The organism is Pseudomonas azadiae (assembly GCF_019145355.1).
Taxonomy (GTDB): domain Bacteria; phylum Pseudomonadota; class Gammaproteobacteria; order Pseudomonadales; family Pseudomonadaceae; genus Aquipseudomonas; species Aquipseudomonas azadiae.
Genome location: NZ_JAHSTY010000002.1, coordinates 472,643 through 487,475, shown reverse-complemented (window position 1 = coordinate 487,475; position 14,833 = coordinate 472,643). Strand labels below are relative to the sequence as shown.

General features: G+C 61.5%; 15 protein-coding genes and 1 pseudogene. 10 read left to right on the top strand and 6 right to left on the bottom strand.

The genetic code is table 11. The features are described from left to right. Positions 1–247 precede the first annotated feature (247 nt). Both KVG91_RS18635 and moaB read right to left on the bottom strand, forming a co-directional pair. On the bottom strand, positions 248–1,474 hold the full coding sequence (locus KVG91_RS18635; protein ID WP_169378151.1) for a molybdopterin molybdotransferase MoeA: 1,227 nt from the start codon (positions 1,472–1,474) through the stop codon (positions 248–250). Continuing rightward, entirely contained in the window at positions 1,458–1,997 is a 540-nt protein-coding gene (moaB, locus tag KVG91_RS18630) for a molybdenum cofactor biosynthesis protein B (RefSeq protein ID WP_076950445.1), read from the bottom strand. Before moaB ends, KVG91_RS18635 begins: the two co-directional genes overlap by 17 nt. Positions 1,998–2,073: 76 nt before the next feature. Between moaB and mobA the strand changes: the two genes are divergently transcribed. Together mobA and KVG91_RS18620 are read left to right on the top strand one after the other, a co-directional pair. Continuing rightward, positions 2,074–2,676: a molybdenum cofactor guanylyltransferase MobA gene (gene mobA / locus KVG91_RS18625; protein WP_169378152.1), complete on the top strand. Its 603-nt coding sequence runs from the start codon at positions 2,074–2,076 to the stop codon at positions 2,674–2,676. Between the two features lie 79 nt (positions 2,677–2,755). Next, complete coding sequence (locus tag KVG91_RS18620; RefSeq protein WP_169378153.1) at positions 2,756–2,977, top strand: YgdI/YgdR family lipoprotein; 222 nt, start codon at positions 2,756–2,758, stop codon at positions 2,975–2,977. Between the two features lie 125 nt (positions 2,978–3,102). On the opposite strand, the gene KVG91_RS18615 is transcribed toward KVG91_RS18620, so the two are convergent. The 3 genes from KVG91_RS18615 to KVG91_RS18605 all read right to left on the bottom strand — a co-directional run bounded on the left by KVG91_RS18615 (position 3,103) and on the right by KVG91_RS18605 (position 4,711). After that, positions 3,103–3,993 carry a pseudouridine synthase gene (locus KVG91_RS18615; RefSeq protein WP_169378154.1) on the bottom strand — a complete coding sequence of 297 codons (891 nt, stop codon included), beginning with the start codon at positions 3,991–3,993 and terminating at the stop codon, positions 3,103–3,105. Positions 3,994–4,064: 71 nt separating this feature from the next. Next, the gene (locus KVG91_RS18610) at positions 4,065–4,400 is read right to left on the bottom strand and encodes a transcriptional regulator (protein ID WP_169378155.1); all 336 of its coding nucleotides are present in this window, start codon (positions 4,398–4,400) and stop codon (positions 4,065–4,067) included. A gap of 74 nt (positions 4,401–4,474) precedes the next feature. After that, the gene (locus tag KVG91_RS18605; RefSeq protein WP_169378156.1) at positions 4,475–4,711 is read right to left on the bottom strand and encodes a glutaredoxin family protein; all 237 of its coding nucleotides are present in this window, start codon (positions 4,709–4,711) and stop codon (positions 4,475–4,477) included. A 149-nt stretch (positions 4,712–4,860) separates the two neighbouring features. Here KVG91_RS18605 and KVG91_RS18600 point away from each other — a divergent pair, with 149 nt between their 5' ends. Further along, complete coding sequence (locus KVG91_RS18600) at positions 4,861–6,597, top strand: cation:proton antiporter (protein ID WP_169378157.1); 1,737 nt, start codon at positions 4,861–4,863, stop codon at positions 6,595–6,597. Here KVG91_RS18600 and KVG91_RS27825 read toward each other — a convergent pair. Next, positions 6,584–6,739, bottom strand: a pseudogene (locus tag KVG91_RS27825) (ammonium transporter); the annotation flags it as partial. The gene KVG91_RS18600 and the pseudogene KVG91_RS27825 sit on opposite strands and share 14 nt — an antisense overlap. A 278-nt stretch (positions 6,740–7,017) precedes the next feature. Between KVG91_RS27825 and KVG91_RS18595 the strand changes: the two are divergent. From KVG91_RS18595 to KVG91_RS18565, 7 genes are all read left to right on the top strand, one after another. Then, positions 7,018–7,332 (top strand): DUF883 family protein, encoded by a 315-nt coding sequence (locus KVG91_RS18595; protein WP_076950439.1) that lies wholly within the window; start codon positions 7,018–7,020, stop codon positions 7,330–7,332. Positions 7,333–7,336: 4 nt separating this feature from the next. Beyond that, positions 7,337–7,720, top strand: a complete 384-nt coding sequence (locus tag KVG91_RS18590; protein WP_076950438.1) for a phage holin family protein — start codon at positions 7,337–7,339, stop codon at positions 7,718–7,720. Continuing rightward, positions 7,717–8,055 carry a hypothetical protein gene (locus tag KVG91_RS18585; RefSeq protein ID WP_169378158.1) on the top strand — a complete coding sequence of 113 codons (339 nt, stop codon included), beginning with the start codon at positions 7,717–7,719 and terminating at the stop codon, positions 8,053–8,055. The genes KVG91_RS18590 and KVG91_RS18585 overlap by 4 nt, the downstream gene beginning before the upstream one ends. A 277-nt stretch (positions 8,056–8,332) precedes the next feature. Beyond that, entirely contained in the window at positions 8,333–9,664 is a 1,332-nt protein-coding gene (locus tag KVG91_RS18580) for a deoxyguanosinetriphosphate triphosphohydrolase (protein ID WP_169378159.1), read from the top strand. A gap of 173 nt (positions 9,665–9,837) precedes the next feature. Beyond that, positions 9,838–10,239, top strand: a complete 402-nt coding sequence (locus tag KVG91_RS18575; protein WP_169378160.1) for a response regulator — start codon at positions 9,838–9,840, stop codon at positions 10,237–10,239. A gap of 248 nt (positions 10,240–10,487) precedes the next feature. Further along, positions 10,488–11,114: a response regulator transcription factor gene (locus KVG91_RS18570; RefSeq protein WP_169378161.1), complete on the top strand. Its 627-nt coding sequence runs from the start codon at positions 10,488–10,490 to the stop codon at positions 11,112–11,114. An 8-nt stretch (positions 11,115–11,122) separates the two neighbouring features. After that, on the top strand, positions 11,123–14,758 hold the full coding sequence (locus KVG91_RS18565; RefSeq protein ID WP_169378162.1) for a transporter substrate-binding domain-containing protein: 3,636 nt from the start codon (positions 11,123–11,125) through the stop codon (positions 14,756–14,758). The last annotated feature ends 75 nt before the right edge of the window (positions 14,759–14,833 follow it).

Below are 14,833 nucleotides of genomic sequence, written 5' to 3'. Positions count from 1 at the left end.
GCTCCTACTGTGGGAGCTGGCTTGCCTGCGTTAGCCCTAAGTCCCTAAAACTTTAAAAGGCTGAAAGTCTCCTGTAGTGAGCGGGCTTGCCCCGCGCTGGGTGGCGAAGCCGCCCCAACAAAGCCACCGCCGAGTGTCAGAGAGGCCCGGGTCGCCTGGTTTGGGGCGGCTTCGCCACCCAGCGCGGGGCAAGCCCGCTCACTACAGAGATGTGTAGGTACCCAGCTCCCACCTTGGAGGTGCAGGGTTAGTTGAATACTTCACTCAGGGGAATGAAGTGGACCCGGTCGCCAACCTCCAAGGTCGTGCCTTCCAACACTTCCACAAACCCCTCCGCCCACGCTGCACTTCTCAGCACGCCGGAACTCTGGTTGCGGTAGATGATCGCCTTGCCCTGCTCGATGCGTCCGCGCAGGTATTCGCGGCGGTTGCCCGGCTTGGGCCAGGTGAACCCCACCGGCACTTCAAAGCGCAGTGGCTCGACCTCTTGCACGCCTTGGCGACGCAGCAGATAAGGGCGTGCCAGCAGGGCGAACGTCACCAGGGTCGACGCCGGATTGCCCGGCAGGCCGATCACCGGCACGCCACGGAAATGCCCGAAGGTCAGCGGCTTGCCCGGCTTGATCGCCAGTTTCCACAGGGCCAGCTCACCTTCCTCACGCAGGGCGATACCGAGAAAATCCGCCTCGCCCACCGACACACCACCGGTCGACAGGATCAGGTCGACGCTGCGCAGTTCGGACAGGCGCGTGCGGGTGTGTTCCAGGTCATCGGGCAGGATGCCGGCATCGATCACTTCGCAGCCCATGCGCGTGAGCCATGTACACAGCACCCGTCGGTTGCTGTTGTAGATCTGGCCGGGGCCCAGCGGCAAGCCCGGCTCGATCAACTCGTCGCCAGTAGACAGCACCGCCACGCGTGGGCGGCGGATCACCTCCAGGCGGTCACGGCCAAGTGAAGCGGCGAGGCCCAGTTCGATCGGGCCCAGGCGCGTGCCGGCCGACAAGACACATTCGCCGACGGTGGTTTCCTGGCCCTGGGGACGTATGTTCTGGCCCGCCCGCAACGGCTCGGTAAAGCCCACGCGTTCATCAGCATGGACCACCGTGTTTTCCTGCATTTGCACACAGTCGGCGCCTTCGGGCACTGGCGCGCCGGTGAAGATGCGCGCGCAGGTGCCTGCGGCCAATGGCAGCGGTACGGCGCCTGCGAAGATGCGCTGGCTGACCTCCAGCGGTTCACCGGTCCAGTCCGACAGGCGCAGGGCGTAACCGTCCATGGCGCTGTTCGGCCAGGGTGGCAGGTCGAGGGTGGAGATCAGGTCTTGCGCCAGGACGCGACCGTCGCAATCGGCCAGCGCCAGGGTTTCCCGGTCGCGGATCGGCGCGGCTGCGGCCATGGCCAGCAGTTGCCCCAATGCGTCTTCGACCGGCATCAGCGCGCCGCTCTTGCCCGGCTTACCCACGGGATTCACAAGGCTCGGCCTGTTTGAGGTGCGGCACGAAGTTGCACGGGCGGTGGCGGTTGTCCAACTGCTCGGCGAGGATGCCATCCCACCCGGTGCGCACCGCATTGGTGGAACCTGGCAGGCAGCACACCAGGGTCCCGTTGGCCAGGCCGGCCAGGGCGCGGGATTGCACGGTGGAGGTGCCGATATCGGCCACGGAAATCTGGCGGAACAGCTCGCCAAACCCGTCGACCTGTTTGTCCAGCAGGCAACTCACGGCTTCAGGCGTGCTGTCACGACCAGTGAAACCGGTGCCGCCGGTGATCAACACCACCTGCACCACGTCTTCGGCGATCCAGTGGGCGACCTGGGCGCGGATCTTGTAGAGGTCGTCCTTGAGCAGCACGCGCTCGGCCAGCCTGTGGCCGGCGGCGGTCAGGCGGTCGACGAAGACCTGGCCGGACGTATCGGTTTCCAGGGTACGGGTGTCGCTGACGGTCAATACGGCAATATTCAGGGGTACGAAGGGCGCATCTGCCTTGGCGTTCATGGCACGGTCCGGTTGTCGAAGGAACAGCCTGATGTTATATCACAGGCCCCTCTTTTGCTGCCGCTGCGGAACCGCCATGCCTATCGATTCGTCCCCCCTGCCCTGTTCGGTCCTGCTGCTGTCCGGTGGCCGCGGCCAACGCATGGGCGGCCAGGACAAAGGCTTGCTGGAATGGCGCGACCAGCCCTTGATTGCGCATTTGCAGCGCCTGGTGCGACCGCTCACGGATGACCTGATCATCTCCTGCAACCGCAACCTGCAACTGTACGCGGCGTATGCCGACCGGTTGGTGAATGACGACAGCCCGGACTTTCCCGGCCCGCTCGCCGGTATCCGCGCAGGACTCGCGGTCGCGCGCCATGGGCACCTGCTGATCGTGCCGTGCGACGTGCCGCATCTCGATGCCCGACTGATCGCCGACCTGCGTCAGACGGCACAGCGCAACCCGCTGCTGCCAGTGATGGTGCGCCACGGCGAATTCTGGGAACCGCTGATCTGCATCATTCCGACCGCCTTGCGCGACGCGGTGGACAGCGCCTGGCACGCCGGCGAACGCAGCCCGCGCAAGCTCTTCCTGCAACTGGGCGGCGTGGGCCTTGAGTGCCCGGCGGATGACCCGCGCCTGGCCAACCTGAACACCCCGGCGCTGTTACAGACGCACTCGGGCGTGTCAGAATGAACCTCGCACAAGGAACTTTGTCGGCGCCTCACGCGTCACAAGGTCAGCATTTAAAAAGTACTCTCTCGGAGACACACTCATGACTCAACGGACCATCGCCGCTCTCATGCTTGCACTGGGCATCGCCACCCTCGCCGGTTGCGCCTCGCCGACAGTGATCACCCTGAATGACGGTCGCGAAATCCAGGCCGTCGACACCCCGAAATACGATGAAGATTCGGGTTTCTACGAATTCGAACAGCTTGATGGCAAGCACACCCGCATCAACAAAGACCAGGTACGCACCGTTAAAGACCTGTAGTGAGCGGGCTTGCCCCGCGCTGGGTGGCGAAGCCGCCCTAAACGGGACGCCGCGCAGTATCAGAAAGCCCCAGCTATCCGGTTAACCCAAGGCCCGCCTCGCGCGGGCCTTGTCGTTTCCGGCGGTTACCAGTCGAGGGTGATCCGGCTGCGAAAGCTACGCGCGTGACCTGTGACCGGGTCGATGAATCGCACGCCCTGAGCCAGCAGTTTCAGCGGGTTGGCGTAGTCGTCCACGGCGTCCTTGAGCACGTGCGGGTAGAACGGGTCGTTGCAGATACTCGCGCCAAGGGCGGTCATGTGCACGCGCAACTGGTGTTTCTTGCCCGTCACCGGAAACAAGCCGTAGCGCCACAGGTTGCTGTTCTTTTCTCGCACCTCCACGGCCGTTTCAGTGTTGGCGATACCGTCGCCTTCCTGCATGCGAAAAAACGGTTCGCCATCGACCAGGCGGCTTTTGTGCACCAGGGGGAACGTCAGGTTCGGCAGGGCCGGTGCGATGGCTTCGTAGAATTTATCGATCCTGCGCGTGGGAAACAGTTGCTGATACGCGGAACGACTGGCCGGGTTGGCCGAGAACAGCACCAACCCCGCCGTATGCCGGTCGATGCGATGCAAGGGCACCAGCGACGGATTGTCCAGACGACGAATCAGGCGGCGCAGCAGAGTCTGTTCGACGTACTCGCCGGCCGGCGTCACGGGCAGGAAGTGCGGTTTGTCCGCGACCACCAGATGCTCGTCGGCATACAGGATGCTCTCTTGCACCGGGATTACCTTTTCGTTCGGCACTTCCCGGAAGTAGTGGATGCACAGGCCTTCCTTATAGGCCAGGTCCAGGGCAATCGGGCTGCCGTGGATATCCAGCACGCGGCCTCGGGCGATACGGTCCAGCCAGTGTTCCCGGCCAATCGCCGGGAAGTGGTCGCACAGGCAATCGAGCACCGTCGTCCAGGGGCCGGGCGGCAAGTACAAGGTGCTGGCTTGATGCTGGGACGCGGTAAAACCGGATGTGGACATGAAATGCTCGAAGCCTGGGGAAACAGGCGGGCATTATCCCGCACTGAGCGCGATTGCGCCTAGGCCAGACCTCAGGCCTTGGCCAATTGCGCGCGCAGGAGCTTCGAGGCACTCGCAGCCTCGGTGAATTCCTTGAGCCAGCGCAGTACGTCCACCGCTTCCCAGCGGCCCGGATCGTATAACGCGTACAGCAACCCCTGGTAACCCACCACATCCAGCTGCTTGTGATAGCCGGCGCGCTGGAACAGCGCCTCGATCTCGGCGAAGCAGGTATTGAAATGCACTTTGTTAAACGGCGTCTTGCCTTCCGTGACCAGGCCATCGAGGCGCAGCTCGTTCACCGCGTCGCGCACGACATCGGCGGACATGCGATTGACGCTGCTTTTCAGTTGTTCAACATTCACCACGGGCGTTCCCTCTATTCAATCGCTGTACAAACATACAGTAACGTAATATTCGGAAACCCGCCATCGCATAAATGTCAGCGCAGGAAGGCGACGACCTGTTCAGTGTCGAACGGCCAGTCCAGTTCAGCACCGGTGTCGACCCGGCGAAGCACCGGAATCCGCAGGCCGTAGACCTCGGTCAGGTCGTCGGGGTCGGTGATGTCCACCAGTTCCACCAGCAAACCGTGTTCGACGAGCGGCATGACTTCGGCTTCGGCAATCTCGCAAAGATGGCAACCCAGGGTGCCGTACAACTGGCATTCAGGAAGCATGACGAACAGACCTGGTCAGAAAGTAGGCAGACATTCTAAGCCCGCTGATTGCATGATGCCCACCACCACTTAATCCCTGACCCACGTCACAATGACCTATAACTGACTCAGCAATACTTGCAGGCTTTTGCCTGCCCCTTGCAATGGAGATGCGTGTGTTTGCCAACCTGCTGATCATTCTGGCCTCATCCCTGGTGGTGATTGCCCTGTTTCGCCGGCTGCAATTGCCGCCCGTGCTGGGCTACCTGTGCGTTGGCCTGGCCGTAGGGCCCACCGCACTGGACTGGGTGAATGACAGCGAAGAGCTGCCCGACCTCGCCGAACTGGGCGTGGTGTTCCTGCTGTTTTCCCTGGGCCTGGAGTTTTCCCTGACGAAGATGCTTGCCCTGCGCCGCGTGGTGTTTGGCCTGGGCAGTTTGCAGGTGTTGGGGTGCGGGGCGCTGCTGGGGGGCTTGCTGATGACCCTGGGTGTCGCGCCGGGCATCGCTTTGTTGCTCGGGGCCGGACTGGCGTTGTCCTCCACCGCCATCGTCAGCAAAGAGCTGACCAGCCTGGGTGAAATCTTCAGCAGCCATGGCCAGAACGCGATTGGCGTCTTGCTGTTCCAGGATGTGGTGGCGGTGCTGCTGCTGACCCTGGTGCCGGTATTTGCCGGCACCGGCGAGCAGGCCTGGTACCTGGCGCTGCCGCTGACCCTGGGCAAGACCGTGGTGTTATTTGTCGGCCTGCTGCTGGCCAGCCGCTGGCTGTTGCCGCGCTTGTTCCGTGAAGTCGCCGCCTCCCATTCGGCCGAGCTGTTCGTGCTGCTGGCGCTGGTGATCGTGCTGCTGACCGCCTGGCTCACGCACCTGCTGGGTCTTTCCCCTGCCCTCGGCGCGTTCCTGGCCGGCATGCTGCTGGGCGAGAGCCACTACCGCCACCAGATCGAAGCGGATATCCGCCCGTTTCGCGACATCCTGCTGGGGCTGTTTTTCGTCAGCATCGGCATGCTGATCGACCTGCAGTTGTTTGTCAGCCACAGCCTGCTGATCCTGGGCCTGACGCTGACCTTGATGCTGGTCAAAGGCTGCGTGGTGGCCGCGCTGGTCAAGCTGCGCGGCAGCGACGCCGAGACTGCGTGGCGCAGCGGCCTGGCCCTGGCCCAGGGCGGCGAGTTCTGCTTTGCGCTGATGGCCCAGATGCACCAGAGCCGGCTGGTACCCGACGAATTCAACGGGCTGCTGCTCGCCGCCACCTTCTGTTCGATGCTGCTGACCCCGCTGCTGTTGCGCGCCGCGCCGCGCCTTGCGCTGCGCCTGCACCGCAAACCCAACCAGCAAGTGCAGCTGGAACACATCACCGCGTTGAACGCCGAGCTACGCGGGCACGCGGTGATCTGCGGCTATGGACGCGTCGGCCAATCCATCGGGCGTTTTTTGCGCAAGGAACAACAGGCCTTCATTGCCCTGGATGACGATCCGGAACGGGTTCAGGAAGCCGCCACCGAAGACAGCAGCGTGCATTATGGCGACTGCCGGCGTGGCGCCCTGCTGAGTGCGGTCGGCCTGGAACGCGCGCGGCTGGTGGTGATTGCGGTCGACAACCCCGATGTGGCGCTGGTGGTGCTGAAGGAAGCGCGCCGGATCAACCCCAAGGTGCCGATCCTGGTGCGTACCCGCGATGACAGCCAACTGGCTGAGCTCAAAGCCGCGGGCGCCAGTGAAGTGGTGCCCGAGCTGTTGGAGTCGAGCCTGATGCTCGCCTCCCACGCCTTGATCCTGCTGGGCCTGCCGGACCAACAGGTGCAGGCGCGGGTCGATGAAGTGCGGCAGAACCGCTATCGCCTGCTGCACGGTTTTTACGCACAAACGGATGATGAAGAACAGGCACCGATCAATCCTGACTGACCGCGCCGATCTTGTGCATCGGCAGGTCCGCACCGTAATACGCCTGCTCCTGGCTCAGGTGCAGCCAGTGATGCGCTTGATCACGTCGTACACCCGTAAGCCGACGGCCGCCGATCAATTGGCTGGTCCGGCTGACACCGCCCGGTTGGCAACTGCGGCCTCCCTCTTCAGGGGGGGCGTGAACCGCTTTAGCGCAGCGATCAACGCAAAGGCCATTACCGACAGGGTTTTTCCGCGAGTTTCAGTTATTTAGGGTAAGGTTTTTCAAGGCTTACTGCCCGACCGCCCGGATTCAGCGCAGACTCGTTGGCCCGCGCACCGAGGCGTAGTAAACGCTGTACCAGACAATTGCACTGAACCTTCACCGAACCCGGTGACTCGAAACCACTACATACCGATCAGCCAATCACGGAGATAACCATGGCCCGAAGCACTGCAAAGAACGCTCAGGAAATACTGATGGCGGATTTCCAAACCCTGGTGACTGACACCGAAAGGTTGCTTAACGATACCAAGGTGCTCGCGGGCGACCAGGCCGATGAGCTGCGCGCTAAAATCCAGGAATCGCTGCTGCAGGCCCGTGAAACCCTGAAACTGACCGAAGACTCCCTGCGCGAACGTGGCCAGGCGGCGGTCACGGCCACTGAGGATTACGTGCAGGCCAATCCTTGGCAGTCGGTGGGCATTGCCGCCGGCGTGGGCTTTTTGATCGGCCTGCTGGCTACAAGGCGCTAATACCATGTCTATCGGCGAATCCAGCTCGACCACGAGCTCAACCTCAAGACGTCTGGGCGCGGCCGTGCTGGGCTTGCTGCACAGCCACGTTGAATTGTTTGGCATCGAATTGCAGGAACAGAAGGCCCGCACGGTCAGCCTGCTGCTGTTTGCCGGCCTGGCGTTGGTATTTGCGCTGCTGTTGCTGGTGGGGCTGTCCACGCTGGTGATGATCCTCGTCTGGGACACCGGCTACCGCCTGACCGGGATCATCTGCCTCTGCGTGTTCTATACCCTGGCTGCCGCATTCTGCGGGGTGCGCTTGAAAGCGGCGGTGTTCGATGAGTCCACGCCGTTCCACGCCACCCTCGAAGAACTGGCCAATGACCGGGAGCGCCTGCTGCCATGAGCTCGAATGAAAACCAGCAAACCTCCCGCCGAGAAATGCGCAAGGCTTTGATTCGCCTGCGCATGGAAATGCACCGTCAGGAGATCCGCCACGAGTCCCAGCAATTGATGCTGCCACTGAACAAGGTGCGCAACTTGGGGCAGAGTTTTCAGGGCGGTCTGGGCATCAAGCACGCGCCGCTGTGGGGCGTGGCCGCCGTGACCCTAATGGGGTTCTTCACGGGCAAAGGCGCCAAGGGTGGTGGCATCGGTGGCTTGACACGCCTGGTGCGCCTCAGTGCCGGCTTGATCCCGCTGATCAAATTGGCCATGCAGGGCACTTCGCGTAAGGGCTGAGCCATACCCGCCGCAGTCTTGCCAACAGAACTGGCCCGGCCCTCGTTTTCGAGGGCCGGGCCTTTTTTCGCCAGCTCTCTTAGCAGGCTGCGTGTTTCCTCGACCTACCGCGCCGCGACCCGCAACAGGTATCGCCTCACCGCCAGACACTCTTCGAAAGCGCTCAGCGTTTGCTGCTAATCGATATCGACGCGGCCGGCTTGTAGATTTTCGCTTGCCCAGGCCGCGCTGAACCGGGAAGCTGGGAGGGTCATTCACCCTACGGAGAGTATCCGCCTTGGATTGGCCCACCCTGCTGACCCGCGAACGTCTTGGCAAACCGCTGCACAGCCCGGAAGAACTGGGACGTAGCCCGTTTCACAAAGACCACGACCGTATTATCTTCTCCGGCGCGTTTCGTCGCCTGGGCCGCAAGACCCAAGTGCACCCGGTCTCCAGCAACGACCATATCCATACCCGCCTGACCCACTCCCTGGAAGTGAGCTGCGTGGGCCGCTCCCTTGGCATGCGCGTCGGCGAGACCCTGCGCAGCGCCCTGCCCGACTGGTGCGACCCGAGCGACCTGGGCATGGTGGTGCAATCGGCCTGCCTGGCCCATGACATTGGCAACCCGCCGTTCGGGCACTCCGGTGAAGACGCCATTCGCCACTGGTTCCAGCAGGCCGCGGGACGTGGCTGGCTGGATGACATGAGCAGCGCCGAGCGCAACGACTTCCTCAACTTCGAAGGCAACGCCCAGGGCTTTCGCGTGTTGACCCAGCTCGAATACCACCAGTTCGACGGCGGTACGCGGCTGACCTACGCCACCCTGGGCACGTACCTGAAATACCCCTGGACCGCCCGGCACGCCGATTCTTTGGGCTACAAGAAACACAAGTTCGGCTGCTACCAGAGCGAACTGCCGATCCTCGAACAGATCGCCCACAAGCTCGGCCTGCCGCAACTTGAAGAACAACGCTGGGCCCGGCACCCGCTGGTGTACCTGATGGAAGCGGCGGACGACATCTGCTACGCCCTGATCGACCTCGAAGACGGCCTGGAAATGCAGTTGCTGGAGTACGCTGAAGTCGAGTCGCTGCTCTTGGACCTGGTGGGCGACGACCTGCCCCAGACCTATCGCCAACTCGGCGCGCAGGATTCCCGGCGGCGCAAACTGGCGATCCTGCGCGGCAAGGCCATCGAGCATTTGACCAACGCGGCGGCGCGGGCCTTCGTCGAACAGCAGGATGCCTTGCTGGCCGGCACGCTGCCTGGCGATCTGGTGGAACACATGCACGGCCCCGCCAAACGCTGCGTCCTGGATGCCAAGGACATGGCGCGCAAGAAGATCTTCCAGGACAAGCGCAAGACCCTGCATGAAATCGGCGCCTACACCACCCTGGAAATTCTCCTGAACGCCTTCTGCGGCGCCGCGTTGGAACAGCATGGCGGGCGCACGCCGTCGTTCAAGAACCGTCGCATCCTCGACTTGCTGGGCAGCAACGCACCGAACCCCGAGTGGCCGCTGCACGCCTCGTTCCTGCGCATGATCGACTTTATCGCCGGCATGACCGACAGCTACGCCACCGAAATGGCACGGGAGATGACTGGACGTTCCAGCCCTCAATAAACGAGCACGATCACGCTGCCTGTCTCTTGAAAGGAATCCGCCTACAAAGGGAACAGAGCAGCCTGATCGAATTCGCACAAGCACACGATGAATAATCGCGCACGCTCCCAGCGACACTGGCGAGCTGCTTCTACGCGCCCTCCATCGACGCTTGACTCACCGTATGGCTCCCAATGCCCAGCTATCCACTTCGTATCCTGTTGGTGGAGGATCATCCCTTTCAGCTCCTCGCCACTCAGTGCCTGCTCAGAAGCTTCGGCTTCGCGCGGCTGACCCCGGCCGAAAACGCCGAGCAGGCAATCTGTGTGATGGCGCAGGCCGAGGTCCCCTTCGACATCATCCTGTGTGATCAATGCCTGCCCGACCTGACCGGGCTCGAACTGATTGAAATCGCCAGCCGCAGGCGCTTTACCACGACCGCCATCCTGCTGAGCGGATTGCCGGTGGGGGAACTCGCCAGCTTGATAAGCCAGGCGCTGGACCGTGGCCTGCCACTGCTCGGCTATTTGTCAAAACCGCTGAACAAGGATGAACTGGCGCACTTGCTCTGCCCATTACTGAAGTTACGCATGTAGGAATTAAACATCATCGCCCGGCGAAAAACGTCGGCACCCTCATTGTAAAATTCACGGCTGTCGCCTTTAACGCACTCCCTTCCCAAGTACTGACCTATCGCTTCACGAAGCCTTAGCGACCAGTAGGCCATTACCTTTTTTACTGTAGGAATTTTCCTGTTTTATACCTGCTCCCCCCTGGGCTCATGCGCCCTACTGTGCTTCTGAGCTAATGTGCCCACTTTATTTGCACTGCACGGAATGTGACTATGAACTCAGTTTTTATTATCGATGACCATCCGGTTATTCGACTTGCCATCCGAATGTTGTTGGAGCACGAAGGCTACAAAGTAGTCGGCGAAACGGATAACGGATGCGATGCCATTCAAATGGTCCGCGAATGCCTGCCGGACCTGATTATTCTCGACATCAGCATTCCCAAGCTCGATGGACTCGAAGTGCTCTGCCGCTTCAACGCGATGAACACCTCGATGAAAACCCTGATCCTCACAGCCCAGTCGCCCACGCTGTTCGCCACCCGCTGCATGCGCTCGGGCGCCGATGGCTATGTGTGCAAAGAAGGCGACCTGAGTGAGTTGCTCAGCGCCATTCGCGCGGTGTTGTCCGGTTACAACTATTTTCCGAGCCAGGCACTCACGACCAATGGCGTAGAAGGCGTGGAATCCCAAGAACTTGAATTATTCAAGACCGTCAACGATCGGGAACTAATGGTATTACAACTTTTTGCACAAGGGCGCACTAACAAGGAGATCGCCAAAGGTATGTTTTTGAGTAATAAAACCGTAAGTACTTATAAAAAGAGGCTGATGCAAAAACTTCAAGCCAAATCCTTGGTAGAACTTATCGAGATGGCAAAACGAAACGCGTTAGTGTGAGAAAGCGGATGCCCAGCCGTATAAAGGACTACCTGATTATATTGAGCGCCAGTCTGTGCTTCAGCACTGTCGTGCTCGCGAACCACCAAGCGGGCCCGGAACATTTCACCTTATTGAGCCGTGCCGGCTCGGTTCAACTGGACACCCACCTGAACAAGGCGCAGCGCCAATGGCTGCAGAACAAGCGCGAATTGGTGCTGGGCGCCGCGTCGCCTGATTATCCCCCCTTCGACCTTACCTCCAGCGGGCGCGATTATGAGGGCATTACCGCAGATTACGCCGGCTTGCTGTCCAGAGCCCTGGCGCTGCCGGTAAAGGTGTTGCGCTACGCCTCCCGGGAGGACGCGATTCGCGCGCTTGAAAGCGGGGAGATCGATCTGCTGGGTTCCTCCAACGGCTTCGAGGCGCAAAACCCGAACCTCACGTTGTCCGAACCCTACGCCGTGGACCAGCCGGTATTGGTTACCCGCGAGGGCGAGACCCGCAGCCTGAATGATGGCCTGGCCGGGATGCGCCTCTCCCTGGTCTACCACTACCTGCCCCTGAGCGAGGTGGAAAAGCTGTATCCCAAGGCGATCATCCGCACCTACCCCTCTTATCAAAACGCCTTGAATGCGGTGGCATTCGATCAGGCCGACGTCTTTCTCGGCGATACCATCTCCACCCATTACATGATCAACAAGGGCTACCTGAAAAACATCCGCATGGCTAATTTCGGCAAGCACGAGGCCTACGGATTCAGCTTTGCCATGCCTTCGCACCAGCGCATGCTCTTGAGCATCGTTGACGCTGTGTTGACCGCCGTGCCTACCGCTGAACGCGAGGCGATCGCCAAGCGCTGGAGCGCCGGCAGCGACATCCTGCTGACCGCCGAAAAGCTGCAACTGACCCAACGCGAGGAGCGCTGGCTGAAGGACCACCCAGTGGTCAAGGTGATCGTGAACGAGACCTTCGCGCCACTGACTTTCTTCGATGCGGACGGCAAATTCCGCGGCATCACCGCCGACTTGCTGGAGCTGATTCGCCTGCGCACCGGGCTGCGCTTCGAACTGCAGCGCGGGCGAGACGTGAACGCGATGATCGAACAGGTGGACGCCGGCAACATCGATATCATCGGCGCAATCGTGCCCAGCGCCGAACGGGAAGCGCAGTTGAACTTCAGTCGGCCTTACCTGGAAAACTCCTACGTGCTGCTGACGCGCAATGAGCCTGGTGCGCCCGCAAACCTGGAGCAGATGGCCGGCAAGCGCCTGGCACTGACCCCGGGTAACCCTCTGGAGTCGTTCCTGCGCAGCGACTATCCACAGATCCAGCTGGTCAAGGCCAGCGACACCTTCAAGGCGTCCGAACTGCTGGCCCAAGGGCACGTGGAAGGCGCGGTGAATTCCCTGGTGGTGGCCAACTATTTCCTGTCCTCCCAGGTGTTCCAGGACAAACTGCAGATCAGCACCGGCATCGGCACCTTCCCTGCCACTTTTGCCCTGGCTACGGCGCGCGGCGCCACCGAGCTCAGCGCGATCCTCGACAAGGCCTTGCTGAGCATCGCCCCGGATGAACTGGGGGTCATCAACAGTCGCTGGCGAGGCTACACTTCCGCCTCCGATAGCTACTGGCGCAACTATCACCAGCTGATCGCACGCATCATCATCGTTACCGGGCTGCTGCTGTTGGTCTCGCTGGGCTGGAACGCCTACATGCGTCGCCAGATCAGGCACCGCAAGATGGCCGAACGCGCCCTCAGCGACCAGTTCGAGTTCATGCGCGCGCTGGTCAACGAGACCCCGCACCCGATCTATGTGCGCGATCGAAACGGCCTGCTGCAGACCTGCAATGACAGCTACCTGCAGGTGTTCGACGTCAAGCGCGAGGACGTGATCGGCAAAAGCGCCATCCAGATGAGCGAGGCGCTTGAAACCGAAGCCGTTCAATATCACGACGATTATCAGCGAGTGATGAGCGAAGGCAACCCGCTGATTCTGGATCGCACCCTGCATATCCGCGGAAAAAAACTGACGATCTACCATTGGATCCTGCCGTACCGCGATTCCATCGGAGAAGTACAGGGCATCATCGGCGGCTGGATCGACATCAGCGAGCGACGCCAGCTGTTCGACGAAATTCGCGCCGCCAAAGAGCGCGCCGACGAGGCCAACCGAGCCAAGAGCACGTTTCTCGCCACCATGAGCCATGAAATCCGCACGCCGATGAACGCGGTGATCGGCATGCTCGAACTGACCCTCAAGCGCGCCGACCAGGGCCATCTTGACCGCCCGGCCATCGAAGTGGCCTACAACTCGGCCAAGGACCTGCTGGAACTGATCGGCGATATCCTGGACATCGCACGCATCGAATCCGGACGCCTGAGCCTGGCACCGGAGCGGGTCAACCTGCGCGAAGTCATCGAGTCGGTAGTGCGTGTCTTCGACGGCCTGGCACGCCAGAAAACCCTCAGCCTGTCCCTTGAGTTCAAGCCCAGCCTGGATGACACCGAAGTCCTGATCGACCCACTGCGCTTCAAGCAGGTGCTGTCGAACCTGGTCAGCAACGCCATCAAGTTCACCGAGCGCGGCCAGGTGAAGATCAAGGTGCAGGTATTGCCCACTGAGCAGGCGCAGCAGGTCGAGATGAAACTGGTGGTCGAAGACACCGGGATAGGCATCAGCCGAGATGATCAACTGCGCCTGTTCGAACCCTTTGCCCAGGCTGACAATTCCGGGCAGCTCGCCAGGAGCGGCGCCGGCCTGGGGCTGGTGATCTGCCGCAGCCTGTGCGCAATGATGGGCGGGCAACTGAGCCTGAGCAGCGTGCCCTTGGTGGGCACCCAGGTGCATGTCAATCTGAACATGACGCGCCTGCAGCCGGAACAGGCACGGGTGGAACAGCCACCCGAGGCGCCGGCGACCGCGCCGGTGCTCAATGTACTGGTGGTGGACGATCATCCCGCAAACCGCTTGCTGATGTGCCAGCAACTGGCTTACCTGGGGCACCAGTACACCGCCGCCCAGAACGGCGCCGCAGGTTTCCAGGCCTGGCGCCAGGAACGCTTCGACCTGATCATCGCCGACTGTAACATGCCCATCATGAACGGTTATGAGCTGAGTCGTTCGATCCGCGAGTACGAGCAGCGTGAGCAACTGGCGCCCTGCGTGATCCTGGGTTTTACCGCCAATGCCCAGCCTGAAGAAAAGGAGCGCTGCGCTGAAGCAGGCATGAACGATTGCCTGTTCAAACCCATCAGCCTCACGGCACTGGAGCGGCAACTGGCGCGGATTACGCCTGAACCCACCGACCTGAACCTGGACCTCGGCAACTTCGAGGCCCTGACCGGCGGCGATCCGCAACTGAGCAGGCGTCTGCTGGAGGAGCTGTTGAGCAGCAGCCAACATGATCGTCAGGAACTGACAGCCCTGATTGACGCACATGCCCCGCTTCAGGAAATTATCGAGCAGGCCCACAAGATCAAGGGGGCTGCGCGTATTGTTCAGGCAACGCCGCTCGCCGGGCAATGTGAAGCGGTTGAACAGGCATGCGCGCGGGGCGATGATTGGCCGCTGGTTGAAGCGGGAGTCAAATGCCTGGAGAAGCTAATGCTGGAATTGGAGAGGTTGTTGCGAGTGCAGCTTCACAAGTTGGATTCACAGTAGTGAGCGGGCTTGTCGAATCGTCGCACCGCCCGCGCTGGGTGGCGAAGCCGCCCCAATCGGAACACCGCATTCTGT

What these genes read in the sequence shown, in the direction of transcription:
- KVG91_RS18565 (WP_169378162.1), top strand. Translation starts at nt 11,123, where the DNA reads ATGCCCAGCCGTATAAAGGACTACCTGATTATATTGAGCGCCAGTCTG.
- KVG91_RS18590 (WP_076950438.1), top strand. Translation starts at nt 7,337, where the DNA reads ATGTCTATCGGCGAATCCAGCTCGACCACGAGCTCAACCTCAAGACGT.
- KVG91_RS18595 (WP_076950439.1), top strand. Translation starts at nt 7,018, where the DNA reads ATGGCCCGAAGCACTGCAAAGAACGCTCAGGAAATACTGATGGCGGAT.
- moaB (WP_076950445.1), bottom strand. Translation starts at nt 1,997, where the DNA reads ATGAACGCCAAGGCAGATGCGCCCTTCGTACCCCTGAATATTGCCGTA.
- KVG91_RS18575 (WP_169378160.1), top strand. Translation starts at nt 9,838, where the DNA reads ATGCCCAGCTATCCACTTCGTATCCTGTTGGTGGAGGATCATCCCTTT.
- KVG91_RS18585 (WP_169378158.1), top strand. Translation starts at nt 7,717, where the DNA reads ATGAGCTCGAATGAAAACCAGCAAACCTCCCGCCGAGAAATGCGCAAG.
- KVG91_RS18605 (WP_169378156.1), bottom strand. Translation starts at nt 4,711, where the DNA reads ATGCTTCCTGAATGCCAGTTGTACGGCACCCTGGGTTGCCATCTTTGC.
- KVG91_RS18600 (WP_169378157.1), top strand. Translation starts at nt 4,861, where the DNA reads ATGCGTGTGTTTGCCAACCTGCTGATCATTCTGGCCTCATCCCTGGTG.
- KVG91_RS18620 (WP_169378153.1), top strand. Translation starts at nt 2,756, where the DNA reads ATGACTCAACGGACCATCGCCGCTCTCATGCTTGCACTGGGCATCGCC.
- KVG91_RS18615 (WP_169378154.1), bottom strand. Translation starts at nt 3,993, where the DNA reads ATGTCCACATCCGGTTTTACCGCGTCCCAGCATCAAGCCAGCACCTTG.
- KVG91_RS18570 (WP_169378161.1), top strand. Translation starts at nt 10,488, where the DNA reads ATGAACTCAGTTTTTATTATCGATGACCATCCGGTTATTCGACTTGCC.
- mobA (WP_169378152.1), top strand. Translation starts at nt 2,074, where the DNA reads ATGCCTATCGATTCGTCCCCCCTGCCCTGTTCGGTCCTGCTGCTGTCC.